The sequence below is a fragment of the Paenibacillus mellifer genome, from assembly GCF_023195895.1.
In the GTDB taxonomy this organism is placed as follows: Bacteria; Bacillota; Bacilli; order Paenibacillales; family Paenibacillaceae; genus Fontibacillus; species Fontibacillus mellifer.
Genome location: NZ_JALPRK010000039.1, coordinates 1 through 24,284, shown reverse-complemented (window position 1 = coordinate 24,284; position 24,284 = coordinate 1). Strand labels below are relative to the sequence as shown.

Genomic DNA, 24,284 nt, shown 5'->3' with positions numbered 1-24,284 from the left:
TGGCGCTTGCCAGCCCCCGTTCGTGACTTTCACCCTAGAGATGACGCTCATGCTGGGCGTACTACGAAAAAAACGCTGCCGGATCACCGACAGCGTTTTTGCTAGATTTGATTCTTATAGGCCAGTTTATGCCCGTCCTCGTAACCTTGGGCGAAACCCGTGTTAAATCCTTCTTGATACGACTCATTATAGGCCTGATCGTATACCACGGCGTCTTCGGGCGTGGCCGGCGGGGCGGCAATAGGTTCTGCAACGGCAACCGGCTCAGGCATAGGAACTACAGCTGCGGGGACCGGCAGAACCGCGCGCCGATGTCTCCCTCTTCTTCTGCTGCGGCGTGAACGCAGCTTATGCACCACCTTGCGCCGTTTGCGGCGGGCAGAGGTCAGCTTGCTCCCCCGGCGCAGAGACAGCTTCCGTTTCTTGCGGGGCCTGATTTTTCTCAGCGCGCGCGGTTTCACACGGCGGGTGCGCCGGAGTTTGGTTTTTGCCATCCTTCTTCCTCCTGTTCTCCTCGGGTAGCGTTGTATGCAGCATAACAAGCGTCCATCATCCACGGCGGCGAAGGAGTTCCGTATTTGATGCGATGAAAAGTCAACCCGCTGACCGTGCGGGCCATCGCTTCCTGATATTTCGTTAATCTATCGATATTACCGGCAATATGCCTGGCGGCGTCCGGGGACAATTCGGTCACATCGGCGAGGCTGCCGAGAATTCGTGCCATCGCCAGTTGGCTCTGGCTAATCGCATCGATCAACCGAAGTTTGGCCTCCTCCCCGGCCTGTAGGGGAAAGAGGGTCATTTGCTTGAATCCTCCAGATCGAAATCGCCACCGAACATACCGCTAAAACTGCCATCAAGGCCGCTGTCGCCGCCGCCTTCCTCTTCCTCGGGCGGCAGTATCGTTTTCAAGTTGCTGCAAAGCCCGTTTTGCAGCTTGGTCAATCCCTCGATCACCTCCACGAGCTGATCGTGAACGTCCAGCGGGTCTCCCAGCTGCTTCTCATGGTCTTCGAAACTGCTCTCCAGCACATGATTCAAAATCCAGTTGCGCACCTTCTCGGATTCAACGGCCTTGGCTTCCAAAATCATCGCGACATTCCACTGGATCTTGGCAGCCGCATCCAGTATGTTCAGGTAGGCCTGTTCCCTGCTCATGGCATCATACCCCGCTTCTTTAACCTCACTCTTCCTCATGGCCTTTCAGTTGCTTCATGACAACACCCAAATTTTCCGCCATCGCCTCCTGCAAATCGGCAATCGCATTTAAATAGGAGATCACGCTTTTGTTGATCCGACCCGTATTCTCCAAAATGCCGGACGTTCCATCGAACGCCGGCTCGGCGTCAGGAATCGCGTGCACGATCTGCGCCATGCGCACGGCAACCTGCCGATCGGCATCGATCACCCGCGCCATCTGTTGATGAGAGTGGGCCATGTGCACGATGATCTCCGAAATTTTCTGTTCCACCCTGACTCCTCCCCGCTTAAGACCGGCCTTTTGCTTCAGGAAATGGACACCGGCCCCTCAGATGTCCTGCATTAACATATGCCGGTACGAATAAGCGCGTTCCTGGGGAAACGGCCCTCTCCGGCCTATAAATCCTCACTCACGATCCGCGGTGGCGGCAGAATCGGCAGCCCCTCAGAATAAGCGGCCACGATCTCTTCCGAAACGTCGGCGTAGTTAGACGCAAGTCCCCATGCGTGCAGTGTGTACACCGAGATAATCTCCCGCCGCTGCCCACGATCGATTTGATACCACCGTCCGCCGCAGACAGCGACAGTGCCGTCGGCGATACCAGCCTCAGACGGTGCCCCGCCGCTAAGCCCAGCCAACTCATCCGACGAACGGCTTGGCTCAGCTGGCAGCTGAAGCAGATCTAGCACGGACAACCGCGCCGGCTCTGGCTGCGGAACCGGGGAACCGGCCTGGTGCAACTGATGACGAACACCGTGCTCCAACCAGTGCACGCCGCCGTTCGCGTCCCGAACCCGCACATGGGTCGGGAAGAAATCCGCCGCCTGCAGCGTCCGCTCCCCGCGCCATGCCGGCATCCGCGTATACAGTGCGTGCAGATCTCCCCACTTTTCGTTGAAAAAATGGTGATTACGGGTGTTGACTTCTTGGAAGCCTTGGGATCCCAAGCTTTTCATCGTCATGCTTCCATAATGATGGACGAAGGTGTCCCGTGCGATCACCATCTTCTTCCCTTGCAGGCGCAAACGGGCGACCCAATCATCGTCCTCAAAGTTCCCGATTTCGTACCCCTCGTCAAAATAACCGATTTGGTTCAAGGTCGTACGCGGAAACGCAACGCAGAAACCCACCAGCCGGTCGGTCACGCGCCACTTTAGAGGATCGGACTGGTTGTGCTTGGCGGCGAAAGCCGGCATATCTGCGACATCTTCATAGGGAACGTCGATTTGCTGTTCGCCACTGATGTAATTGGTGACAGGCCCTGCTGCAGCAGCCTCCGGAAATTGCCGGAGGCACGTCAACAGCTGATCCAACCAGCTCTCCGTAACCAACACGTCGTTATTTAACAGTACGATCGTATCTCCTTTGGCCATCATCAAGCCGGTATTCACGGCGCGGGCGAATCCCAAATTTTGCGGATGCACCGCAAGCCGTACCCGACCGCGCCGCCGCCGTACCGCCGCAGCCGTACCGTCGGTCGAGCCGTTGTCAACGACGATGACTTCATACGGGGACAACGTGAATGTATCAATATGATCCAAGCACTGCAGCAGCAGGTCTATGCGATCATAAGTCGGAATAATGATACTCGTTAAATCCTGGCCCGTACCAAACGTCTGGAGGCCTTCGCGGACCCCGTGAGCATAGCCGGCGGCGTACCCTTGTTCGTAGGTTCCCGAAACGCGCTTCGCTTGCGTATGGGTTCCCCCGTCAATCTCCATTTGCACCGGTGTGCACCTCCCCGAGCTGCGGCCACGCCGCCTCGCCTTGTATCAGTTTATCAGCCAGATGACCCAAATCCAGCGCTACCTTGCCCCACTCTCTGGACAGCTGCACACATATCATGACGGCTGCCACACCGGCGGCCACCAAAGCCAGGTCAAAGTCTGGAAATTCCCGGACACGCATGGCAATCTCCGTCGCATCCGCCACGCCTCGAACCGGGGCAAGCCAACCAACCACGTTCACGCCGCGCTGCCCAAGAAATCCCGCCAGCGCCTCCGCCTGGTTCCCGATCAGCAGGACGCGCCGACCTTGCAACAGTCTCGTCAAATAACCGGCGGTATTCATTTCGTAATTCACGGTCGAAGTGGTCAGTCTTAAAGTGCGGTAGTCGATCCCATAATGGTGCAGCACAGGGAACAATAACCCTTGATAGGATGGATGCCGGGATTCCGGTACCCCAATGATATCGGCGGACCGCACTGCGGTTGCCAATGCCTCTCGCGCGGCCGGGTCCGGCAGATGCACGCCCGCATAGGGCAAGAAAGCGCCCCAGCGAAGCGCTTCCCCGATCGAGATCACCGTCCCGTGCGCCAGAGTAATCAGCTCCCCGTCGCCGAGGCGGACGACGGACAGCGGCCGGCCTTCCCGCAGCGCCTCGTTAGCGGCGGCAAATACGCCGGCCGGCGTGAGCAGCGGGTGGAGCCGTGCGGCCACGGCAGGGAACCCTGCGGCGATAACGTCGTCCACCCGCAGCTCAGGCAGCAAGGTATGGCAGGGAATCAAGCGGCCCAGCTTGGCTTCCCCGCCTTGGAACAAGCCTTCGCGGTAGCCTTCCTCATAAGCGGCAGCGCGGACCCGCTCCGCTTCGGCCGCAGACCAAACGGCCTCGGAGTCGCCTGCCGGTTCAGACTCGGGCAGTTGCAGCGGCACCGGCGTTACCGCACCCGGGTTGAGCGCCGCCGCCGCCGCGGCCCCTCCCGGGCTGCGACCTGGATTGTCCGCACCGCCCGTGCGGCTTGCGGCCTGCTGGGCTCGCCGCCATGCGGCCAAGCGGGTTCCGCGGCGCCCGGTCAGGCGCCGGTGGCTACCCCGCCGCCGGGAATGCGGGCCTTTGCTGACGGCGTTACGGGCAACACGGCCGGCCTTCCCCCGGTCGGCGGAGCGGCGGGACGCCGCGGCTGCGGCCGCTTTGCCCCCACCTTGTCGGCGGCGGGCCTTGCGGCCCCGTCCGGCTGAATTGTCGTCGCGTGAAGCCATCCCGTGCCTCCTTTCCAGCCTCCCTCATCATTTAGGGAAGTACGCCTTTCATATGAATACCGGCTTCCTGCAGCGACTCTAACGTACCTGCGTCCCCCCACCATAACTGGAGAACGTCGAATTCCAGCATGCCGTCTCGCGCATAACGGTTGTTCACGTCCGTGATCTCCAACTCCCCGCGGGCGGAACGATCGATGCTGCGGATGATGTCGAACACCGAGTCATCGTACATGTAAATGCCGGTGACCGAAAACTTGGATTTCGGTTTTTTCGGCTTCTCTTCGATATAAGCGATATGGTCCGGCGCGTCCTCGGCGAACACCGGTACGCCGTAACGCCGCGGGTCGTCCACCGGCTTCAGCATCACGCGCGCACTTCCTGGCGGCTGCTGTTTGAATCTCTCCACATAGGGCGTCAAATCGTCCAGGAACAGATTGTCGCCTAGCAGCACGACGAATTTTCCGCCGGGTGGGATAAACCCGTCGGCTAACTCTAAGGCCTCGGCAATCCCTCCGGCCGACTCCTGAACGCGATACGTCAGGTTCACGCCGAAGTTCTCTCCGCTGCCGAGGAAGTCGGCATACAGGCCGGCCGATTGCTTGCTGATCACGATGAGTATATCGGTGATTCCAGCTTGACGCAGCCGTTCTATGCCGTAACAGACCATCGGATAATTCCCGACCGGAAGCAGATGCTTGTTGATCAATCGGGTCAGCGGGTATAGACGCGTGCCGCTGCCCCCCGCCAAAATCACGCCTTTCATGAACGCTCCTCCCCTGCACCAAAGATTTAATGTCTCATGAGATAAATTGCCAGGGATCCACTCCCCATTTCTCGATAAACCGTAAACGGTTCCGTTCAAGGAGTTCATTCCACCCCTCCGGATGTTGGGCTCTAAAGCTGGAACTGCCTTCATGGTACACCAGCGTATCCCCGCAAATGAGCAGACGATAGCCCAACTGCCGCGCGCGGTAGCAGAAATCGTCGTCTTCATAATGACCGGGCGAATAACCTTCGTCGAAGAACCCCGCCCGCTCCAAGACCTCTCGCTTAAACATCAAGCACATCCCGACAAGTCGCTGGACATCCTGCCATTTGGAAGGGTCAGAGTGGTTATAGCGTTCCGCCGCTTGCGCGAAGTCCTCGCCCTCCGCCCAGTCGATGACAACCTGTTGCCTACCGCTGGCATAATTGGTCACCGGGCCGACAAGTCCGACATCGGCGGCGCTGTGCAGCGCCTGCAACTGGTTAGAGAGCCATCGCGGAGAGACGGTGACATCGTTATTCAAGATGAGTAGCTGGTCGCCTGAAGCGACGGACAACCCCCGATTCACAGCAACCGGAAACCCTTCATTGCGAGGGAGCGCCACGAGAATCAGACGCTCCTTCAGACAGAACGACGCGGTGTCATCCTCGGAGCCGTTATCCACGACGATAATTTCGTAAGGTGTATCCGTAAACTGGCGAATCGCCGCCACACAAGGGGCGAGTAAGTGCAATCCATTATAAGTAGGAATAATGATGCTCGTGATCCCGGTTCCGCTCATCGAGCATTCCTCATTTTCGCCAATTCACTTCGTCCGAGTGTGGTGAAGCGCAGCCGGACGCCCTCCGTCTTCATAACCTCGCCGAGCGCTTCTATATGATCGCCGACAATCATCTGCGCGACCGCGTTACCCGTTCCGCTGTTGCTGGTGCGAATGCGGTTTTTGCGAATGACGTCCACGGAAATGGGCGCGACGGCTTTCAAACCGCGGGCTAAAGCCAGCGCTTGGGCTTTCGGTGGAACGATCAGCGCGGCGGTTCCCACCGTCCGCAAGAAGCGGCGGGACAGGGCATTCGGCACCGCGGTCAGCGAGTTCGCCTTTAAATCCGGGCGCCCCAGCGCCAAGTTAAGGAAGGCCTTGCAGCGCGTCACCTCATCCTGCTGTGAGAAAGGCGGGAGATAAGGCGACAAATCGTTTAACGCCAAGTCCTCCCCCTGGTCGATGGCAATGAGAAAGGCGGCTAAATCCTCTGCAGCGACGCTCAGATCCCCGTCCGTGAAGAGCAGGATATCCCCGGTAGCGGCCGCAGCCCCGATCGCTCGGCCCACGTCATGGCCCAAACGTTCTGGGAAGCTGAGTCGTGTGATTCGAGGATCCCGGTCCACCGCGGTGAAGCTGCCGTCATTGCAGCCGTTCAGAACGACGATAATTTCCTGCAGCGGCAGCTTGCGAAGCTCCGCCACGACGGCAGGCAGCGTCTTCTCCTCATTGCTCGCGGTCACGATCGCCGAGGCGCTCCCGCTCAGCGGCAGCGGGATCCACGGCGTATTCAGTCCGGCAGCGGCCGCATAACCGCGACGATACGCCAAGGAAGCCGCTAATATGGTCCCAATAGGTTTATGGTCCAGCCGCTCCGCTCGGGCCCATTCTCGAAAGCAAACCTGCATGTGGGGCGAGTCGGCCTCCCCCCTGTCATGCTCCGCTGCTGCACTAGCACCTGCGGCTAGAGCCCTCGATTTAAGGCGTACCATCGAGCCGCCGGATGGCTGCCCCTTCCTGACGGACGGCCGTGCTAGACGGCTGCCTCTGTGGGCCAAACCCTTCTTCATGCGACCAGTACTTCCACGCGGGCGAGTCCGAAATCCGCTTTTTCGTCTCCGGCGCGGCCTGATCGATTGCTTTGTTTCCATCCATGTATCACCTCACCTTGCCGCGCTGCCGGCCTAGATCGCCGTATCCCCCGCGCGGACCCTGCTGGCGGAGCAGCCAATGAATGGCCTCCAAATGATCCCCTGCCACCAGGGCTGTCAGCGGATCAACGCGTTTCCCCTTGTTCTGCATCCGTCCCCGGGCAGGGTTCAGCTTCCCGACAGGAACGGTATGAACCGCCTGTACGTTTAACCCGAGCCGCACCGCCTTAGCCAAGGCCAGTGGCGGAACCTCCAGGGCGTCTAAACCGATGATTTCCATCCCCTTCCGACTCATTGCATGCGGGACCGCCGTCAGGGAAGCCCCCCTCAGGTCTGACCGATGCAATAAACCGTTCAGGACGTGTTTGGCCAGAACGACCGGATGGGCCTCCTTCCGGTCCGCTGGACCCGAATAGCCGTTTAGCGCAACATCGACGCCGGCTAGCACCGCCTTGACATAAGGGCGCAGCTCCCGAGCCGGAATAACCATGTCGGCGTCTATGAACAGCAGCACTTGGCCGCGAGCGGCCTCCGCGCCAACACGTCTGCCAACATCATGCCCCAGCGGCTCCGGGGTTCGGATCACGCGGGCGCCGCTGGCTTTCGCCAGCTCGGCTGTCCCGTCGGTCGATCCGTTGGCGACGACGATCGTCTCGCTGCGCGGATGCACCCGGCCCGCTTCACGTAATACGCCGGCCAGCGTCGCCCTTTCATTCATCGCCGGGATGATGATGGATACCATGGGGTCCTCATGATTGACCAAACGCGGTAACGTCGGCTTACGCTGAATCGGTTTGCGGTTCAGTCGGATGCGCGGCTTGCGTTTTTTGACCACATCGATTTCCTCCCAAAACATGATAATACCGGAGCATATACCACAGTGTATGTGATGCCGGGGGGCTGGTAACGGCAAACGTACAGCTGTCCACACGAATGCGGCAAAGGCCCCTCCGCCCGACCCAGCCGCAAAACAAAGAAAAAACGCCTTTCGGCGTTTCCATAGATGGGTTGGTTTGCGGCCTGTTGGCCGGTTTCAGTGTTTGACGCTGCGGCGGCTTACGGTTTGAGCTCTCCCGGCACGCACGAGGTCCACCCAACGGTCAGCGGCATGCTCCCAGCGATAATGGCGGCGAACGATCTCCCGGCCGGCACGGCCCAAGACTTGGCTTAGCTCCTCGTCCTGCAGCAGCAAGACGATTCGGTCCGCTAGGCTCGCTTCCGGGCCACCAGCGAGGAGGCCGTCTGCAGCAAACTCGATCACTGGAGAGTCGCTGGCATCCAAGGTCGGCACACCCGCGGCCATCGCTTCAATACGGGTTGACATCGACGCCGTTTCATCGCCAGGCAAGAGAACCAAACAATCTCCTAAAGAATATCCGTCCGCATGGGGACCGGCTTTGGTGATCGGCAAGTTGGCGATTCGTTCCGGATAATAAGCGGCGAGTTCCTGATATCCGCGCAGCGAGCCGGGAACATCGGAGCCAAGGAACACCATCATCACCTCTGGAATTCGGCTCAAAACGTCAGAGAGCGCCGAGGCAATCCGGCTCTGTTCGCCCGGAGCGGGGAAGCAGCCGGCCAACAGGATGATTTTGCGGTCCGCCCACCCCAGATCGACCAGCCGTTGTCGGCGTTGCTGTTCCCCGTCCAACGTCCAGCGCGGTACGTGATCCTCCAAGCTGGCCCCCGGCAGATTAACCCAAACCGGGGTGAGTAAAGAGGGGAAATGCGCCAGTAGCTCAGCCTTGGCTCGTTCGCTGCTGACGATCAGGCCATCCACGCTTTCCAGAACATGCGGGGTACACGCTCTGGGATGACAGGAAGGAGAGAAGACCGGAGCGGAGGGCATTGTTAACAGTACGCGGGAAAGCGGAAGCCGTCCTTTCAGGTGGCAGGCCAGCAATGGCCGGCCGTGTACATCCACTGTGTCCGGACGCCACTTGCGCAAATGCCGCAGCAGCGACTCCAAGTAGTTCCGTCCCCCCGGAAGGCGGTAAAAGGGAACGCTGCCGATCCAGCCTTGCGACGGTAAATGTCCGTCCGCGATGCCGAAGATGCGAATATGCAATTGCTCCGCCGCGTGAGGAATCATCCGCTCCAGCACCCTCTCCGCCGGTTGTTGTTTCCCTGAAGATGCCGCCAGGGCGCCAGGTGCGATGACCGCGACTTTATCCCGATCCATGTGAAGTCTCCCTCCTTACCGTTTCGCTGTATTCGTTATCCTAAATATACGAAACCGATCCGGCAAATGTGACTCCTTTGCAGAAGATGAGCCCAATTCGCCACCGCTGCCCCCTCCCGGTGATCGCCCGAAAACAGGCGGCTGTCGCAGCACAGTCGTCCACTCTTTTTACCCGGGACAACATACATTGGAGGAAGAAGCATGGGAAGGAGGACACCACTTGAGTCAGGACACTGTCGGAATCTTGCTGAATTCTAGCATGTACCGGGGGATCCCAACGCACAGAACCGGCCAAGAGTGGATCGCAGGGTATGAAGAAACGGCGCGGGAATATGGATTAACCCCTGTTTTCTTGCGTCTGGGTGGTATCGATTCGGCAGGGAATAGCTGTGTCGCGTATGTATATAACGGCATCGAATATGTCGAACAAAAGCTGCCCTTGCCCTCGGTGATCCATAACCGTGCGCTTTATCCCCGAATCGCGGCCCATCAAAAACTCCAATCCCTAAAGAACCGGGGGATCACCGTCTTTAACGTAAATAATCGTTACGGGAAAGACTTCATCCACCGCCTGCTCTGGAACGCTCCTCAATTACAGGAGTACCTTCCGGCAGCAATGCCGCTGACCTCCGGGAATTTGCGGAGGATGATGTCTCGCCATCCCGATCTCATCTTGAAGCCGATTCGCGGCTCCGTTGGCCACGGCGTCATGCGATTGCGTTACACGCCGTCGTCCGGTTGGGAACTTACTTATGCTTCGCCGATGAACAAGCAGAGATGGAATACCGTACGGCTCCAGCGGAGGGAATTGCCGTCATGGACGCGGCGCATCCTGCGGCGTACGCCCTATCTGGTGCAGGAACGTATTCCGCTAGCGGAGTACGAAGGGCGCCCCATTGATCTGCGGATCACCGTGCAGCGGGGGAGCCGAGGCGAATGGGGCGTGACGGGGCGTTTCGCCAAAGTCGCCGCCGCAGGCAGCTTCGTCTGCAACATCGCCAAGGGCGGCGAAGCCCTCCCCGCCGAAGAGCTGTTAGACAAGGCCCTCTCGGAGGAGATCGTATCTTCGGCCCTGGCTGACGTAGAGAACCTGGCCCTGGTAATCTCAAACCACCTGGGCGCTAAGCTGCCGCTCCTCGCCGATCTGGGGCTGGACATCGGCCTAACCGCCATCGGGCGTCCTTATTTTATTGAATGCAATGGGCGTGACCAACGTTACGGCTTCCGTAAAGCCGGCCTGTCCGAGGTATGGAAGGATACCTATCGCCAACCCATGGCCTACGCCCGTTACTTGCTCGGGCATTCCGTTCACCGGAACGTTACGCCACAGCACGCATCCGAATAGACAGGCGTTGGCGCATACCAAAGGGGCTTATTCCTCAGAACCCGTTATCGTGGTTTCCGGAGGAATAAGCCCCTTCGATTCATTTCATGAGAGTTAATGATAGCGAACATCCGCGATGTGAAATGGCGGGTACAGCAGTGCCAGCGTATAAGCCGCAGCTGCGACAAAGACCAAGAGGAGCAGCACCAGCACATCGTACCGCGAATAGGCGGTGCGGTAATAATACGTGCGAGGCCGATTCCCGTCGAACGCCTTGGCTTCCATGGCGACAGCGACGCGATGCGCCCGGCGGATGCTCTGCGATAACAGCGGTACGGCATACAGCTTGGCTTGGGCGACGAGTCCGGCCAGCCCTTGCGGCCGGCGAACGCCGCGGATTAGCAGCGCATTGCGACGGACGAGCAGTTCCTCCCAGACCATGGGGAGCAGCCGGACCGAGGCCATGAAGCTGTACGCATATTTCGGCGGCAGCTTCGCTTGCTGCATCAACGCGTAAAACAAGGCGACCGACGGCGTAGTCAACACGAACAGTAGCCCTTCGGCGGCGAAAGCCACCGCCTTCAGCCCGATATGGATCCCCCGGAAGAAGCTTTCCTCGGAAATGCGGAACAATCCCCATGCCCACCAGACCTGTTCGCCTTTGCCAAACAAGATCATCGTCGCCGCCGAAGAGGCAAAGATGAGGGCGAAGGGGAGGATAAGCAAAGCGATTTTCCAAGTCTCATACCCGCTGAACAGAAATAGCAGCAACGTAAACAAGATCGCCTGATAGAAGATAAAATCCAAACGATGTGTAAATAACGTCAACAGAAATAACAGGATCATCAACGCCAGCTTGGCGGCCGGGTTCGCCCGGTGCAGCCAGGTCTGCCGCTTCGGCGTTAAGAATTTCCTCATTTCGTCATCACCGCCTCTGCTTCGGGCCGTCCTCGTTGTTCTCGCTCGGCGAAAGGTTCCGCCAGAGGATCCGCCGCCCTGGGAGTCTTTCGCAACGAGATGATACGTCCGTCCCGCACCTCCCAATGCTGTGTGGCCACCTGCTCGGCGATCCGTTCCTCGTGCGTGACCATCAGGATCGCCGTCCCGCGCCGACGCAGCTCTTCGCATAATTGCAGGATGGCGAACGTATTCGCTGCGTCCTGGCCGAAGGTCGGCTCGTCGAGCAGCAGCAGCCGCTGTTCGCGCACCGCCGCCGCGGCCACACTGAGCCGCCGCTTCTGCCCCAGCGACAGCTGATAAGGATGACGCCCCTCCAAGCCGGTTAGGCCGAACTGCTTCAAGTACACCTGTACCCGTTCGTGGACGACTTCGGTGCCAAGCCCGTCTTCCCGCAGCGAAAAGGCTACTTCATCCGCCACCCGATCCGCGACGAACTGGAATTCTGGATTCTGGAACACGAATCCGATTTCACGCGAGGTCCGCTCCAACTGCCGTCTGCGGGCACGGCTGCTCAGCTTCCCTGTCTCCATCCGGCCTCCCTGGAGCATGTAAATGCCCTCTGTCGGGAGCAGGCCGATCAAGCTAAGCAGCAGCGAGCTCTTCCCTGCGCCGTTTGGCCCTGTGACGGCGATCCAATCGCCCGGCCTTACCGTGACTTGCGGAGCTTCAATGACCGGACGCCCTTGCCTGAATCCGCGAAAATTCCTCAACTCCACCGTGCCAGGGCCGTTCGTACTCCGGACGTTCCTGGCCGGTTCCAGCAAACGACGGCCCTCTTCCGAGGCAAAGTATTCTTCCCAGACGCCGGGATACCAAATGCCAAACTCTGCAAGCTCGGATCGGTACGTGTCAAACACCTCATCCGGTGCGCCTTCGCCCAGCACCCGCCCGTCCGGTCCGAATAACACAACCCGGTCGACCAGTCCCAGCGCCGTCAATTCCTCGATCCGGTGCTCCACAATGATCAAGGTCCGATCCTCGGCCACCTTGGCGATCGCTTGCCAGATTTGCTTGCGACCCTGCGGGTCCAGTAAAGCGGAAGGCTCGTCGAGCAGCAGCACCTCCGGATCGCCGAGCAGGACCGAAGCAAGCGCTAACCGCTGTTTCATCCCCTGAGACAGCGAATCAATCGGCACGTGGAGCTCGGGCAATTCCAGGCCTACCTTGGCTAAGACCGCTTCCATCCGTGCAGACATCTCGGACTCTGATACGCCCAGGTTTTCCAATGCGAAAGCCAGCTCTTCATCAACATAGGGCATACAGAATTGGGTATCCGGGTCCTGAAAAAGAAACCGCCACGAGGTCGGGAGCTGCTGCGCGGACGTGCGCATCGGGATTTCCACTAAGTCCGGAATGATGCCGGACAAGACTTGAAGCAGCGTCGATTTCCCACACCCGCTGGGGCCGAGCAGCAGCACATGTTCGCCTCGCTGTACCGAGAAGTCCAAATCCTTGAACACGAACTCGGCTTCCCCGGGGAACTTCAACCGCAGCTCCTGTACCTCCGTAGCCGCTATTTCCTTCCGCATCAGTCGTTCAGCGCCGCGTAGTCTTTCGGATCAACTGGTCGCAGCAGCGTGGTCACTCCTGTCGCCTCCACAGCCTTCACTACCGCGTAAGCGAAGTAACCGCAGATCAGCGCCGAGCTGACGGCCCGCATCGCGTATTTGGCGGTCAAGAGCCAAGGCTCATAATCCTGTACGTAACCGTAGAAGAAATCCGGAATCACCGAGCCAATCGCAGCCCCAATCCCGGCCAGCGCTGCAACGGAGCCGGAAAATTTCCGGTACCGGAACGCGGCGAATACGAGCTCCGCCCCCAAGCCCTGCAGCAAGCTGTACAGGACAAGCTGAATGCCCCATTCGCTGCCGAATAGAATCTCCACGTGGGCCGCCGCGACCTCGGCAATCAGCGCCACCCCCGGTTTACGAATCAGCAGGAACACCAGCGTTGCAGCCAGGAACCACATCCCGTACACCAACTCATCCGCCTGGAAGAACAGGGGCGAGAACAAATTGTACACCGAGCTCCAGAAGTGGTACACCACACCAAGCACAAGCGAGACTAACACCGTCACCAACAGATCGCTTAGCTTTAGGCCACGGCCCGTTCTTTTTCGGACAACCTCCAACATTTCCATTTCCATCTCTCCTCTTCCTCATTCATTTGTAATCCATCGCATCCGCAAAAAAACCGCCTGAATAAGCTCAGACGGTGGTCAGGTCGCGGGGAAGCGCACAAGGGCACATACAATCCCGGACGATCGATTCTCTACGCTGGCATTATCCAGATCAGATTAACGGTCCGCGGCGCCGTATGCCGCTATCTCAGCCTGATTCGCTCAAGCCCCCGTATCCCTATGCGATTGTTATTAACATACACCAACCTTGCCCCGGCATCAAGCATAAATTTGTACAATTTTGTAAACCGGGGTTACAGCCTGCTGTATTGATTTCGGCCCTGTTCTGTGTCAAGATAAGCGGAAGTGGCAACGAATTCATCAAACCAACGCAGCACTAACGGACAGACTAGGAGGATGCTATTTGGCCGCGACATGGATGAAATGGATGACGGAACTGTCCTCCCGAAAATGGCTATCCCGATTGATGGGCAAGTTCTCCCATTCGGGTTTGAGCCGGGCGATGATTCCCTTCTTCGCCAAATCCTACGGAATTCCGCTGCATGAAGCGGAGAAGGAGCTTCGGGAATACCGGACGTTAAATGAGTTCTTTACTCGAAAATTAAAACCGGGCATGCGCCCGCTTCACGCGGAGCCAGGGACGATGATCAGTCCGGTAGACGCCTTGATTACCTTTATGGGCGAGGTCCAAACCGGCACGATTCTAAACGTCAAAGGACAGGATTATACGCTGGAAGAACTGCTGTCACGCTCCCCCCGCGTAGAAACGTACAAACATGGTTACGCCCTTGTTCTTTATCTTAGTCCTACCGATTATCACCGAATTCATGCGCCTGTGTCCGGCAAGAAGCTGGAAAGCGAGCATGTGAAAGGGCGGGTCTACCCCGTCAACGACTTCGGCATGCGCCATATGAAGAAGGTCTTATGCCGGAATGAACGCTTGATCACTTATATTTCCCACACCCACGGAGAGATCGCCCTTGTCAAGGTGGGAGCTATGAACGTTAGCAGCATCCAATACACGGATCCCTCGGCCAAAAGCTGGGAGCAAGGCGACGATCTGGCTTACTTCGAATTTGGATCCACGGTTGTCCTGCTCACCCAGAACGGGACCTTCACCCCTTTGCCCGGGCTTGAGCCCGGACAGAAGGTACGCATGGGAGAAGCGCTGGGCCATTTCAACCCCGCGGCCGCAGGAAAATGATCCATCATCTGGTTACATCCGCCGGCTTCTCTTCCGGCGGCTCTTCCCCACTATTGCACCGTGATACTGCCGATGGAAGTCTCCAGTGCGAGCAGCGGCCCTCCGCCGCCCCGCTCACTGCTTCCTTCCGGCACCCCATTGATGGCCCCAAGTTCGCTTCTCGTTTCCAGGTCGCAAGCTACCGATGGATCAAGCGTCGCCGTGATGCTGCCGACATCGGCATTCGCCTGTAGCCGGCTGCCGGCGTCCATCGCAAGAATGCCTAAATTCAAGCTGCCGGTTGCCGTAGAGATCGAAGATTCGCCCGACAACCGGGCGTCTTCAACCTTAATCGACCCCACATCACCATTCAGTCGATACGTTCCCGTCAGCCCGCTCGCTGTGATTTCGCCGACATTGTTCGTAACTTCGAACTCTTGAATTCCAGCGGGGACCTCTACGACATAATCGATACGGAATTCGGTAAAATGCAGCTCCTTCTGAGCCCAATCCCATAGGTTTTGATCCGATTCTCCTTTCGCGTGTACGCGCACCTGAGCAATGTTCCCTTGAGGGATAACGGAAACCTCACTCTGTTCGAACAACTGATCCAGCTTATCCTTCCGTCCAGGCAAATCTGCAGCCTGGATCGTCGCCTTCACCACGATTTGATCGGATGTGCCTTCCTTCAACTCAAGACGGCCCACGGCATTCTCGAGTTGCAGTTTGTCGGCGGTGCCGATTTCCCCTGTCGTCGAAAGCTCGTGTGAGCGTCCTGTGAACGTCAGATCGCCCTTCCACTCCCCGGCGGCCAACGCCACCGACTGCTGTACGGATGCCGCGGTATCGCTGAGGGATTGACTTACCGAATCGACGGTGTTCCCCACCGTCTGCTCCCATTGCTGCTGCAGCGATTGATTCTCGGCCGGGCCGCAGCCGGCGGCTAGGGCTAACAATACGGCTGATGCCGCCAACCACGCGATTTTCGATGTATGTTTCATGAGTTAATTGTCCTCCTTAAATTTCCACCTATTCTGAATTATACCGAGCTGATCGGGAACAACCACGGGCGTGGGACCGGTTCGTTACCTAGACTTTGGTCAAGGAAAGGGGAATCGCCCATAAGCAAAAAACCGCCGGAGTATCAATCTCGGCGGTTGACAGAAATGAATTACATAGACTTAAGTTTGGGTTTGGCTTCATCGGCCTAGCGGATTTCCGACGGGCTTTTTCCCGTATATTGTTTGAACTGGCGGCTGAAGAAGAAGATGTCCCGATAACCCAGTGCATCGGCGACCTCGGTCACATTCATACCGGCGTGCAGCAACAGATGCTGAGCTCGGTCGATTCTGGACTTGATAATGTAGGACTGCACCGACATCCCGATAATTTCCTTGAACTTGATGGAGAAATACCTCGGGGATAAGCCTGCCCGAGCGGCCAAATCCTGCACTTTGTGAGGCAACCCCGGATGCTGCAAGACGTAATTGGCCACCTCATGAATCACTTCATGCAGCTGGTTGCTGACCTTCTTCTCCACCGGTACCTGGCGTTCTTGACGGAGTAAATGTATGAGCAACTGCTTGAGGATCAACTGCGCCTCCTCTTCAGCGGCATACGCCTTCATTAAGAACAAACGAACATAACGTGACAACATGTATTCGAAATCCAGCGTATCCTCCAGCACACGGTACGAGCCCGGTACTTCCATTACGGTCTCGTGAACGTCGAAATGGATATACGTCAGCACCAGGGGACGCTGTGGATTATGCGTGGCGCTGGTATGATCCCCTTTACGGAACAGAAAGCAGCTGCCTTTGCTGACCGGAATGGGTTGGTCGTTCAGGACAACCGTACCTTCTCCGCTCCACACATAGAACAGGTCATAGTTCTGCAGCGGCTTCTCTCGTTTGTGCCATTTCCATCCGGGTTCGCAAACAATTTTGGCGAAAGCCGGCTTCAATTCGAATGAAGACGGTGAAACGTGAAGCATGTCCTTCCCTCCCAAAAATATCATAACGCGCTACAAATAAAGACAAGCTAGTTAACTCTATTATACCCTTAAAGCCGATGGCTTTGAATATCTTCCCATGCCGCTTTCATTCGAAATACTCCCTCGATCAGCGTCTCCTCCGCCAAATGAGAGAAGGGAAAGCAAGCCGCGGGCCTTCCAGGCGTAATTCGGTAGACGGCCGCATCGCGAAAACGGACGCCGCGGGCTGCGGCTGCTGCGCGGAAAGCGGCGTACTCTTCCGGGTTGCGGCGCCATTCGGCGTACAGCAGCAATCCCGCGTCCGCGGGGCGAAGATGAAACAATTTGCCCAGCTCCTGTTCGAAGCAGCGGCGGAACGCCTCCTGCTTGGCGCCGTAGTGACGCCGCATCCGGCGCAGATGGCGCTCGTAGCCGCCCGTGCGCATGAACCGGGCGAGCGCCCGCTGCTCCTGCCGCGCCGGCGGCACCGGCTCGTAGAGCGCCTTCGCGCTCGCGACGGGCCGAACCAGGGCGCGCGGCAGTACGGCATAGCCGACCCGCAGGGCGGCGAACATCGTTTTGGAGAAGGAGCCGACGTACACGACGCGCTCCTCGCGGTCCAGCGCCTTAAGCGGCTCCAACGGGCGGCCGCCCCAGCGGAACTCGCTGTCATAGTCGTCCTCGACGATGACAGCGTTCCGCCGCGAGGCCCACGCCAGCAGCTCGCGCCGCCGGGCGTGGGAGAGCACGGCGCCGGTCGGGAACTGCCGACCCGGCGTGACGAACAGGAGCCGCGCCTCCCAATCGCGCGGCACAATGCCGCCTTCGTCCAGCGCAGCCGGGACGGCGACGCCCCCGCAGGCGGCCACGGCCCGCGAGATCCCGTAGTAACACGGGTCCTCCAGCACCGCGGGCTCGCCTTCCCCCAGCAGCAGCTGGGTCAGCAGCGTAAGCGCCTGCATCGAGCCGTTAAAGAGGCAGATGTGCTCCGCTTCTGCTGCGATCCCGCGGCTGCGCCGCAAATGCGCGGCGATCGCCGCGCGCAGCTCCGGCTCGCCGGCCGGGTCCGCGCCTTCGCCCGAGGAGGCGCCGGGCTTGCTGCGCGCCGCCCAGGCAAGGGCGCTGTTCCATTCCGCTCCCGGGAACAGCGCCTCCCACGGCCCGCCGTCCCGGTACGAGATCGGGACGGGGGCCCCTTCTGGCGGCGGCGCTTCGCCGGCATCTCCGCCGATGGCCATCGCGGCCGTCGCGCGCTGCCCCCAGCGGGACAACGCGATCGGCGCCTTCGGGCCATCGTCTGCTAGCGGCGGCTGCAGGCCGCCGGCGACGAACGTGCCGCTGCCGACCGAGGTCCGCACGTAGCCGTCGGCATGCAGCATGTCGTACGCCTGCGAGACGCTCCCGCGGGATAAGCCATATAATTCGGCCAGTTCCCGGGTTGCCGGCAGGCGCGTGCCCTCCGGCAGCGTGCCGTCGAGGATCGCCGCGCGAAGCGCATAGTACACCGCTAAATATTTATAACGATATTTCTCGTTGAATGCCGCTAACGGAATCGTAAAATCCGGCACCGTAGTCCCCTCTCTTTACGCTCGAATTCGGCCCTTTCTCTAAAATGGACCATTAAAATTAATGTAAATTGGTTCTTTTGTATTGTCAATTTTCGGCGTAAGCTGGGAGTCAAACCAACGGAGGGGGTAACAGCAATGCGCAGAAGAGAATTTGGGATAACGGAAGACACCGAAATTCGTGATTTTTTGCAGGAGATGAGCTTCGGGTTCCTCGGTACGGTGGGCGAAGATGGTTGGAGCCGGGTCACACCGCTAAATTTCGTATACGATGGGGAGTATTTCTATTTTCACGGCAGTCTGGCAGGGGAAAAAATGAAGCATCTCACCCGTGATTCTCGGGTTAGCTTCACCGTCGCTAAAGAGTATGCGATCATTCCGTCGTATTTCACCGATCCAAAGATGGCCTGCCCGGCTTCCGCTTATTTCAAGAGCGTGATGGTGCGGGGGCGAGTGGAGAAGGTGGACGATCTAGAAGAAAAGGCCCGCGCATTCACCCTGTTTATGGAAAAGCTGCAGCCGGAGGGCGGCTATGCGCCGATCACACCGGACGATCCCGCCTACGCCGGAGAGCTAAAAGCGGTGGCGTTATGCCGGATCGTACCGGAAGCGATCAGCGCCAAGTTTAAGTTCGGTCAAAACCTGAAGGAACCGAAGTTGTCCGCAGTTACCTCGGGACTGGAACAACGAGGCGGTGAGCTTGACGCGGAAACGATCGCTCTTATGAAGAAATACTGTCCGGCGCATCGTGAAAATTAGGCGAAAAACCTCGCGATTTCACCGTGACGCGCCCGGATCGAAATGATATAATGTTAGGCAGTTTAAGACGGTACTGTCCTAAAATATCAAACCGATTTGGAAGGATGAATGAGATGAACCCACTCGCGGAGCAGTTAAACGAGAGCGTCAAATCCGGCAACAGGCACGTGTATGACATGCTGTCGACGCTGGGCAAGGAAATCTATTTCCCGAAGGAAGGCATCTTGAGTCAATCTGCCGAAGCTTCGGCCCACGCCAAGAAATACAACGCCACGATCGGCATCGCCATCGAAAACGGCGGCCCGATGCATCTGGCGGCCATTCAGGACACGCTGTCCGCTTATAAACCGCAGGATTTGTACCCTTATGCCCCGCCCGCCGGTAAACCCGAGTTACGCAGCGTTTGGCGCGACAAAATGGTTCAGGAGAATCCGTCGCTCACCGGTAAGAGCTTCGGCCAACCGATCGTGACCAACGCGCTGACTCACGGGCTTAGCATCGTCGCTGACCTGTTCGTCGAAGAAGGCGATGTTGTCATTTATCCGGACAAAAACTGGGAGAATTATGAGCTTACCTTCGGCATCCGCCGTCACGCTGACATCGTTAATTTCCCGCTGTTCACCGACGACATGACCTTCAACAGCGCCGGGCTGCGAGAAGCCCTGCTCGCCCAGAAGGGGAAAGGCAAGGCCGTCGTCATCTTGAACTTCCCGAACAATCCGACCGGTTATACTCCGGGCGCCAAGGAAGGCGGCGAAATCGTCGCCGCGATTCAAGCGGCTGCGGAAGAAGGAATTAACGTGGTCGTCGTCACCGACGATGCTTATTACGGCTTATTCTTCGAAGACTCGCTCAAGGAATCGTTATTCGGCAAACTGGCCGGTTTGCATCCTCGCATTTTGCCGATTAAGGTGGACGGCGCGACAAAAGAAGAATACGTCTGGGGATTCCGCGTCGGATTTATCACCTATGCGGCAGAGGATCAAGCCCTGCTAGCTGCGCTGGAGCAGAAAACGCTTGGAATCATCCGCGCCACGATATCCAGCGGCGCTCATCCTTCGCAGACGTTCGTGCTGCACGCGTTAAAATCAGCGGAATTTGACGTACAAAAGGAAGAGAAATTCCAAATCATGAAAGGCCGGGCGAACAAGGTCAAAGCCCTGCTGGACAGCGGCAAGTACGGGGACGTATGGGAATACTATCCGTTCAATTCCGGCTATTTCATGTGTCTCAAGCTGAAGACCGTTGCAGCAGAAGCGCTCCGCTTGCATCTGATCCAGCAGTACGGCATCGGTACGATCGCCCTCGGCGACACCGACCTGCGGATCGCCTTCTCCTGCATCGCGGAGGAGAATCTGGAGGAATTGTTTGACCTGATTTACCAAGGCGTACAAGACCTGCAAGGCAAATAGGCGGCTGTCCCTTCGGGAAATGGCACGATGGCCCACGCACGCGGACGCCCCTTCTCATACTATACGGTGTACGATCACACTACGCCTGAATGGGAAAGGGGAATGAAAATGAGCGGAGTTGAAGAAGTAAGAGGCGGCTACGGCGGCCTGTTCACGAGCACTGGCGTGATCCTGGTTCTCTTTATCCTGTTGGTTATCGTTAGCCGTTCCATCCTGTAACAGGATCCTAACATTAGTCTTCAATCAAAAACGGACCGTTTCCTTTGCCGGGAAACGGTCCGCTTTGTTATTCGTCATCCTCTTCTTCACGCCATTTGCGCGCCCAGTTGGAACGCAGGCCAAATGCCAACAAGAGGCCTGCGGCCAAGGAGCCGAACGTCAAGACGGCATCCCCGCCCGGAATTACCGCCATCGGCAGCCAGAGCAGCACGGTTATCGCAAGCAGCAAGCGCGAGCAAAGGCGCAGCGCCGCCGCCTTCCGCGCGCCGGCGGGCAACGGATAGAAAGAGGCGGCCGGCGAATCGCGGTGTTCCTGGCGCAAGGAAGCCAGCTGCGTACCCGCCAGGAACACAAACAGCAAATAAAGCACCGGACCTAGCCAGGACTTGTCGTTCCAACCGGCGAGCACCATGCCAAGCAGCGTCAGGCGCAGCACGATGCCAAGCAATTCGCTGCGGACGAATGTTTTGACGAGCAAATACCGATAGGCTTCTGCTGGCTGCCAGGGGATTCCGTTTCCAACGCCGGATAACCAGCGGCGGCGGATCACCTTCTGGCCTTCTGCTGGCACGTCCACGAACCAGCCGAGCACCAGCATCACTCGAGCTGCCGAGGACCGTTCAGCGGCGATCAGGTTATCCCATGGAACCTTGTATTTCATCGGAAACCGCAAGATTAAAACGTAATTGAGGCTGACCAGCGCCATAAACAAGGCGCTTTTCCAGGCCGGCTGCCAGATCCAGGCTGCGGTCATCAACAGGATAAAGCACCAGCGAAGGTAACGAAACCCGGCTCTGGCCCGAGACCCGGTAATACGCTGCTCTTGCCAAGCTCCGTAGGTGCTTAAAGCCTTGAGAAGCAGCAGGACAAGCAGCATCAGCCACAAGGGATGGATGATCCCACCGCCTCGCTGATATAACGGCCAGGCCAGTAGCACCACGATATAGAGTCCGATCAGCTTAAATATGAGTCCGTTCCGGAAGGCCGGAGCCAAATAAGCAGAGATCTTCGTCTCCTGCGGCAACAAGAAGATCACGTCCGCCGGCTGCGCGTAGGTTCGAAACCCAGCGTACACGGTCAGAGGGCCCCATAATGCGAGCAAAATCCAACGAATCGGCAAGCCGGGCGGTATCTGCTGAAGAAATGCCGTATACCAAGCCGAGAAGGCAATCATGAGCAGGAGCAGCAGCACGGCGACGCCGCTTTGAAACACATAGGGCAAAAACGGGAGCACTTTGCCCCAGAAGGCCGCTTTTCGCCGACTCCGCAGCGTTCGAAGCTCCATCGTTATTCGCCGTCCTTCACTAAGGCGTAGAAAATCTGCTCCAGCGAAGCTCCCGACGCTTGGGCCTGCCCCCCGATGTCAGCCAACGTTCCTTGGGCTAGCACCTTCCCCCGATGCAGGACGATAAAGCGATCGCAGTAATTTTCGATCGTCGACAAAATATGCGAGCTTAACAGAATCGACGCACCGCCTTGCTTCATCTCCAGCATGAAATCCAGCAGCGACCGGATACCAAGCGGGTCGAGTCCTAGAAAGGGCTCATCGATGACATAAAGCGGCGGCCTGGCAACGAATGCACACATGATCATCACCTTCTGCTTCATCCCCTTGGAGAGATGGGCCGACAGACTGTCCGCCTTCTCCTCCATGTGAAACAGCTTCAGCAGACGGTCCGCCCGTTCCCGATAGGCCTCTGGCTCCACGCCGTAAGCGCGGGCGGCGAACTCCAGATGCTCCCAAACGGTGAGTTCCTCGTAGAGCAGCGGCGACTCGGGAACGAATGCCAGCTGCGACTGATAAATCTCCGGCGCTTCGTTGCGCGAGTTGCCGGAGATCAGAATTTCGCCCCGATGCGGCGTCATAAGCCCAAGGATATGCTTCATGGTCGTGCTTTTCCCAGCCCCGTTCAGTCCGATCAGCCCCACCATTTCTCCCGGCTTCACCTCGAAAGTGATATCGTGAAGCACAGGCCGCCCCAAGCTGTAGCCTCCGCTCAGCTCCTCGACCTGCAATACGGGCATTTCACTTCCATTCAAACCAAACGCCTCCCACAATCCGCCTAACTGCGCGGCGGCTTATTTTTCAACCATTTCGGAGCCCCTTTATTCTTCCGGTCCTGGAGGCGCTCCTTCTTCCGTTCGGCGGTCGGTGAAGACTTCCGCGGCTCGCCGCTTCCGGAAGCCGGACGGCTTCCCGGCTTGCCGGAGATTTGAGCGGGCTTGCCAGACCGTCCGCCATTCCCTTCTACACCGACGCGGCGAGCCGTCCCGGACGAGCTTGCGCGATGGGTTGTTCCGTCTGCCCCCGTCTTACCGCTTCCAGACGAACGAGTTCGCTTGAAGGGAGCCGCTCCAGCCTCCGCCAGCTTGCCGCCGAACAGCGCCTTCGGTTCAATCTCGATGCCAAGCTCCCGAGAGAACTTGCGTAGGATGAACTCCTCCTGCGGGGTGATGATGGAGACGGCCAGCCCTTTACGTCCCATCCGACCGGTCCGGCCGACCCGGTGAACGTAATGCTCGGCATCGATCGGCGGGTCGAGGTTGACGACCAGTGACAATTCCTCGATATCCAGTCCGCGCGCGGCGACATCACTTGCCACTAGCACGCGAATCTTACCTTCACGGAACCGTTTCAGCGTCAGGCTGCGCGCCGTTTTGTCTGCATCCCCGTATAAGGCACCGGCGCTGAGGCCGACATAATTCATCTTCCCCTCCACCTCGGCGATCTGATCGGTATGGTTAATGAAAACGATCGTCCGCTCCGGTTCGAAGTGGCGTACGATTCGCCGCAGCATATCGATCTTGTCCCGCGCTTCGCAAACGAAGTAAAGATGCTCTAGGGTTTTGGACGTCCGCTGCTCCGGCTCGATCCCGATCTCCAGCGGCTCCTTCATCTCTTTAGCCGCCAGCGCCCGGATTTCCGGATTGATCGTCGCCGACAGGAACATCAGCTGGCGCTCCCGCAAGGTCCCGCGTAAGATATGTTCTACGTCAGCCGTGCCGCCAAGCTGGAACATTTGGTCCACCTCGTCGACGACAACGGTGCGCAGCGTATGCAGCTTTAACTTTCGAAGTGCCAGAATTTCTCGAATTCGGCCCGGCGTGCCCACGACAAGCTGTGGATGCAACTTAAGCTTTTCCAGTTGACGTTTGATTGCCGCGCCGCCGATTAGCGCCTGGGTTTGGATGCCCAGCGGCTCGCCGTATTTCTCCGCTTCCCGCAGGATTTGCATGGCCAGCTCCTGGGTTGGAGCCAATATCAACCCCTGCAGCGTTTTATCCTCGGACGTCATGCGCTGCAGCAACGGAAGTAAATAAGCCAGCGTTTTCCCGGTGCCGGTCTGCGACTGCGCAAGGATATCCCGACCTTCCAGCGCTGCGGGGATACACTCCGTTTGAACCGGCGACGGCTCCGATATCCCGTAGTCCTGCAAAGCTGCCGTCAACTGCTCTCTGATACCCAGTCCGGCAAATGTCGTTTTCGTCATTTAAAATTTCATCCTTTATTTTCATATTACGTGTTGTCCCATACCAATATTTTCATTATATGCGATAAGCATGAGTCACAACAAATGAATACCTCAATGTAAGACGATCAGGAAACGGACGGCGCCCCGCCCACCTCCGAATTGTTGCATTACATGCAACATTTTTGGCGTTAAACGATCTGTTTCCCCAAAAATGTTGTACTTTATGCAACAATCC

General features: G+C 58.1%; 26 protein-coding genes and 1 riboswitch. Of the genes, 5 read left to right on the top strand and 21 right to left on the bottom strand.

Annotated elements, in window-relative coordinates; translation table 11 throughout:
- Nucleotides 1-101: 101 nt before the first annotated feature.
- From M0651_RS23530 to M0651_RS23475, 12 genes are all read right to left on the bottom strand, one after another.
- Nucleotides 102-494 (bottom strand): FliH/SctL family protein, encoded by a 393-nt coding sequence (locus tag M0651_RS23530; RefSeq protein WP_248554097.1) that lies wholly within the window; start codon nt 492-494, stop codon nt 102-104.
- Nucleotides 458-802 carry a hypothetical protein gene (locus M0651_RS23525; protein ID WP_248554096.1) on the bottom strand — a complete coding sequence of 115 codons (345 nt, stop codon included), beginning with the start codon at nt 800-802 and terminating at the stop codon, nt 458-460. Before M0651_RS23525 ends, M0651_RS23530 begins: the two co-directional genes overlap by 37 nt.
- Entirely contained in the window at nt 799-1,158 is a 360-nt protein-coding gene (locus tag M0651_RS23520; RefSeq protein ID WP_248554095.1) for an alpha-helical endospore appendage domain-containing protein, read from the bottom strand. Before M0651_RS23520 ends, M0651_RS23525 begins: the two co-directional genes overlap by 4 nt.
- A 25-nt stretch (nt 1,159-1,183) precedes the next feature.
- Entirely contained in the window at nt 1,184-1,471 is a 288-nt protein-coding gene (locus tag M0651_RS23515) for a nucleoside-diphosphate sugar epimerase (protein WP_248554094.1), read from the bottom strand.
- A gap of 125 nt (nt 1,472-1,596) precedes the next feature.
- A complete protein-coding gene (locus M0651_RS23510; protein WP_248554100.1) occupies nt 1,597-2,922 on the bottom strand; it encodes a glycosyltransferase family 2 protein in 1,326 nt (441 codons plus the stop codon).
- Nucleotides 2,912-4,183: a GT-D fold domain-containing protein gene (locus M0651_RS23505; RefSeq protein WP_248554093.1), complete on the bottom strand. Its 1,272-nt coding sequence runs from the start codon at nt 4,181-4,183 to the stop codon at nt 2,912-2,914. Before M0651_RS23505 ends, M0651_RS23510 begins: the two co-directional genes overlap by 11 nt.
- Nucleotides 4,184-4,214: 31 nt before the next feature.
- Nucleotides 4,215-4,946: a sugar phosphate nucleotidyltransferase gene (locus tag M0651_RS23500; protein WP_248554092.1), complete on the bottom strand. Its 732-nt coding sequence runs from the start codon at nt 4,944-4,946 to the stop codon at nt 4,215-4,217.
- Nucleotides 4,947-4,980: 34 nt separating this feature from the next.
- Nucleotides 4,981-5,730, bottom strand: coding sequence for a glycosyltransferase family 2 protein (locus tag M0651_RS23495; RefSeq protein ID WP_248554091.1), 750 nt, complete (start codon nt 5,728-5,730; stop codon nt 4,981-4,983).
- Complete coding sequence (locus M0651_RS23490) at nt 5,727-6,617, bottom strand: glycosyltransferase family 2 protein (protein WP_248554090.1); 891 nt, start codon at nt 6,615-6,617, stop codon at nt 5,727-5,729. The genes M0651_RS23495 and M0651_RS23490 overlap by 4 nt, the downstream gene beginning before the upstream one ends.
- A 70-nt stretch (nt 6,618-6,687) precedes the next feature.
- Nucleotides 6,688-6,864 (bottom strand): hypothetical protein, encoded by a 177-nt coding sequence (locus tag M0651_RS23485; protein ID WP_248554089.1) that lies wholly within the window; start codon nt 6,862-6,864, stop codon nt 6,688-6,690.
- A gap of 3 nt (nt 6,865-6,867) precedes the next feature.
- The gene (locus tag M0651_RS23480) at nt 6,868-7,695 is read right to left on the bottom strand and encodes a glycosyltransferase family 2 protein (protein ID WP_248554088.1); all 828 of its coding nucleotides are present in this window, start codon (nt 7,693-7,695) and stop codon (nt 6,868-6,870) included.
- A gap of 198 nt (nt 7,696-7,893) precedes the next feature.
- Complete coding sequence (locus tag M0651_RS23475; protein ID WP_248554087.1) at nt 7,894-9,042, bottom strand: glycosyltransferase family 4 protein; 1,149 nt, start codon at nt 9,040-9,042, stop codon at nt 7,894-7,896.
- 220 nt (nt 9,043-9,262) lie between these two features.
- On the opposite strand from M0651_RS23475, the gene M0651_RS23470 reads away from it, so the two are divergent.
- Nucleotides 9,263-10,387 (top strand): YheC/YheD family endospore coat-associated protein, encoded by a 1,125-nt coding sequence (locus tag M0651_RS23470; RefSeq protein ID WP_248554086.1) that lies wholly within the window; start codon nt 9,263-9,265, stop codon nt 10,385-10,387.
- A gap of 93 nt (nt 10,388-10,480) precedes the next feature.
- Here the strand turns inward: M0651_RS23470 and M0651_RS23465 are convergent, their stop codons facing one another.
- Genes M0651_RS23465 through M0651_RS23455 form a run of 3 tightly spaced genes read right to left on the bottom strand, consistent with a single transcriptional unit; the run spans nt 10,481 to nt 13,466 of the window.
- Complete coding sequence (locus M0651_RS23465; protein WP_248554085.1) at nt 10,481-11,284, bottom strand: energy-coupling factor transporter transmembrane component T family protein; 804 nt, start codon at nt 11,282-11,284, stop codon at nt 10,481-10,483.
- Entirely contained in the window at nt 11,281-12,855 is a 1,575-nt protein-coding gene (locus tag M0651_RS23460) for an ABC transporter ATP-binding protein (RefSeq protein WP_248554084.1), read from the bottom strand. The genes M0651_RS23465 and M0651_RS23460 overlap by 4 nt, the downstream gene beginning before the upstream one ends.
- Nucleotides 12,855-13,466: an ECF transporter S component gene (locus M0651_RS23455; RefSeq protein WP_248554099.1), complete on the bottom strand. Its 612-nt coding sequence runs from the start codon at nt 13,464-13,466 to the stop codon at nt 12,855-12,857. Before M0651_RS23455 ends, M0651_RS23460 begins: the two co-directional genes overlap by 1 nt.
- Before the next feature lie 111 nt (nt 13,467-13,577).
- Nucleotides 13,578-13,689: riboswitch (TPP riboswitch) on the bottom strand.
- Nucleotides 13,690-13,869: 180 nt separating this feature from the next.
- On the opposite strand from M0651_RS23455, the gene asd reads away from it, so the two are divergent.
- Entirely contained in the window at nt 13,870-14,670 is an 801-nt protein-coding gene (gene asd / locus M0651_RS23450) for an archaetidylserine decarboxylase (RefSeq protein WP_248554083.1), read from the top strand.
- A gap of 50 nt (nt 14,671-14,720) precedes the next feature.
- Here asd and M0651_RS23445 read toward each other — a convergent pair whose 3' ends face one another.
- From M0651_RS23445 to pdxR, 3 genes are all read right to left on the bottom strand, one after another.
- Nucleotides 14,721-15,650, bottom strand: coding sequence for a hypothetical protein (locus M0651_RS23445; RefSeq protein ID WP_248554082.1), 930 nt, complete (start codon nt 15,648-15,650; stop codon nt 14,721-14,723).
- A 206-nt stretch (nt 15,651-15,856) separates the two neighbouring features.
- Nucleotides 15,857-16,642 (bottom strand): helix-turn-helix domain-containing protein, encoded by a 786-nt coding sequence (locus M0651_RS23440; protein WP_248554081.1) that lies wholly within the window; start codon nt 16,640-16,642, stop codon nt 15,857-15,859.
- Nucleotides 16,643-16,710: 68 nt separating this feature from the next.
- Entirely contained in the window at nt 16,711-18,189 is a 1,479-nt protein-coding gene (gene pdxR / locus M0651_RS23435; RefSeq protein WP_248554080.1) for a MocR-like pyridoxine biosynthesis transcription factor PdxR, read from the bottom strand.
- Between the two features lie 135 nt (nt 18,190-18,324).
- On the opposite strand from pdxR, the gene M0651_RS23430 reads away from it, so the two are divergent.
- The 3 genes from M0651_RS23430 to M0651_RS23420 all read left to right on the top strand — a co-directional run bounded on the left by M0651_RS23430 (nt 18,325) and on the right by M0651_RS23420 (nt 20,576).
- Nucleotides 18,325-18,945, top strand: coding sequence for a pyridoxamine 5'-phosphate oxidase family protein (locus M0651_RS23430; RefSeq protein WP_248554079.1), 621 nt, complete (start codon nt 18,325-18,327; stop codon nt 18,943-18,945).
- A gap of 113 nt (nt 18,946-19,058) precedes the next feature.
- On the top strand, nt 19,059-20,357 hold the full coding sequence (locus tag M0651_RS23425; RefSeq protein ID WP_248554078.1) for an aminotransferase class I/II-fold pyridoxal phosphate-dependent enzyme: 1,299 nt from the start codon (nt 19,059-19,061) through the stop codon (nt 20,355-20,357).
- A 108-nt stretch (nt 20,358-20,465) separates the two neighbouring features.
- The gene (locus tag M0651_RS23420; RefSeq protein WP_222860910.1) at nt 20,466-20,576 is read left to right on the top strand and encodes a YjcZ family sporulation protein; all 111 of its coding nucleotides are present in this window, start codon (nt 20,466-20,468) and stop codon (nt 20,574-20,576) included.
- Between the two features lie 67 nt (nt 20,577-20,643).
- On the opposite strand, the gene M0651_RS23415 is transcribed toward M0651_RS23420, so the two are convergent.
- Genes M0651_RS23415 through M0651_RS23405 form a run of 3 tightly spaced genes read right to left on the bottom strand, consistent with a single transcriptional unit; the run spans nt 20,644 to nt 24,067 of the window.
- Nucleotides 20,644-21,861: an ABC transporter permease gene (locus M0651_RS23415; RefSeq protein WP_248554077.1), complete on the bottom strand. Its 1,218-nt coding sequence runs from the start codon at nt 21,859-21,861 to the stop codon at nt 20,644-20,646.
- A 2-nt stretch (nt 21,862-21,863) separates the two neighbouring features.
- A complete protein-coding gene (locus M0651_RS23410; RefSeq protein ID WP_248554098.1) occupies nt 21,864-22,601 on the bottom strand; it encodes an ABC transporter ATP-binding protein in 738 nt (245 codons plus the stop codon).
- A gap of 38 nt (nt 22,602-22,639) precedes the next feature.
- A complete protein-coding gene (locus M0651_RS23405) occupies nt 22,640-24,067 on the bottom strand; it encodes a DEAD/DEAH box helicase (RefSeq protein ID WP_248554076.1) in 1,428 nt (475 codons plus the stop codon).
- Nucleotides 24,068-24,284 lie beyond the last annotated feature (217 nt).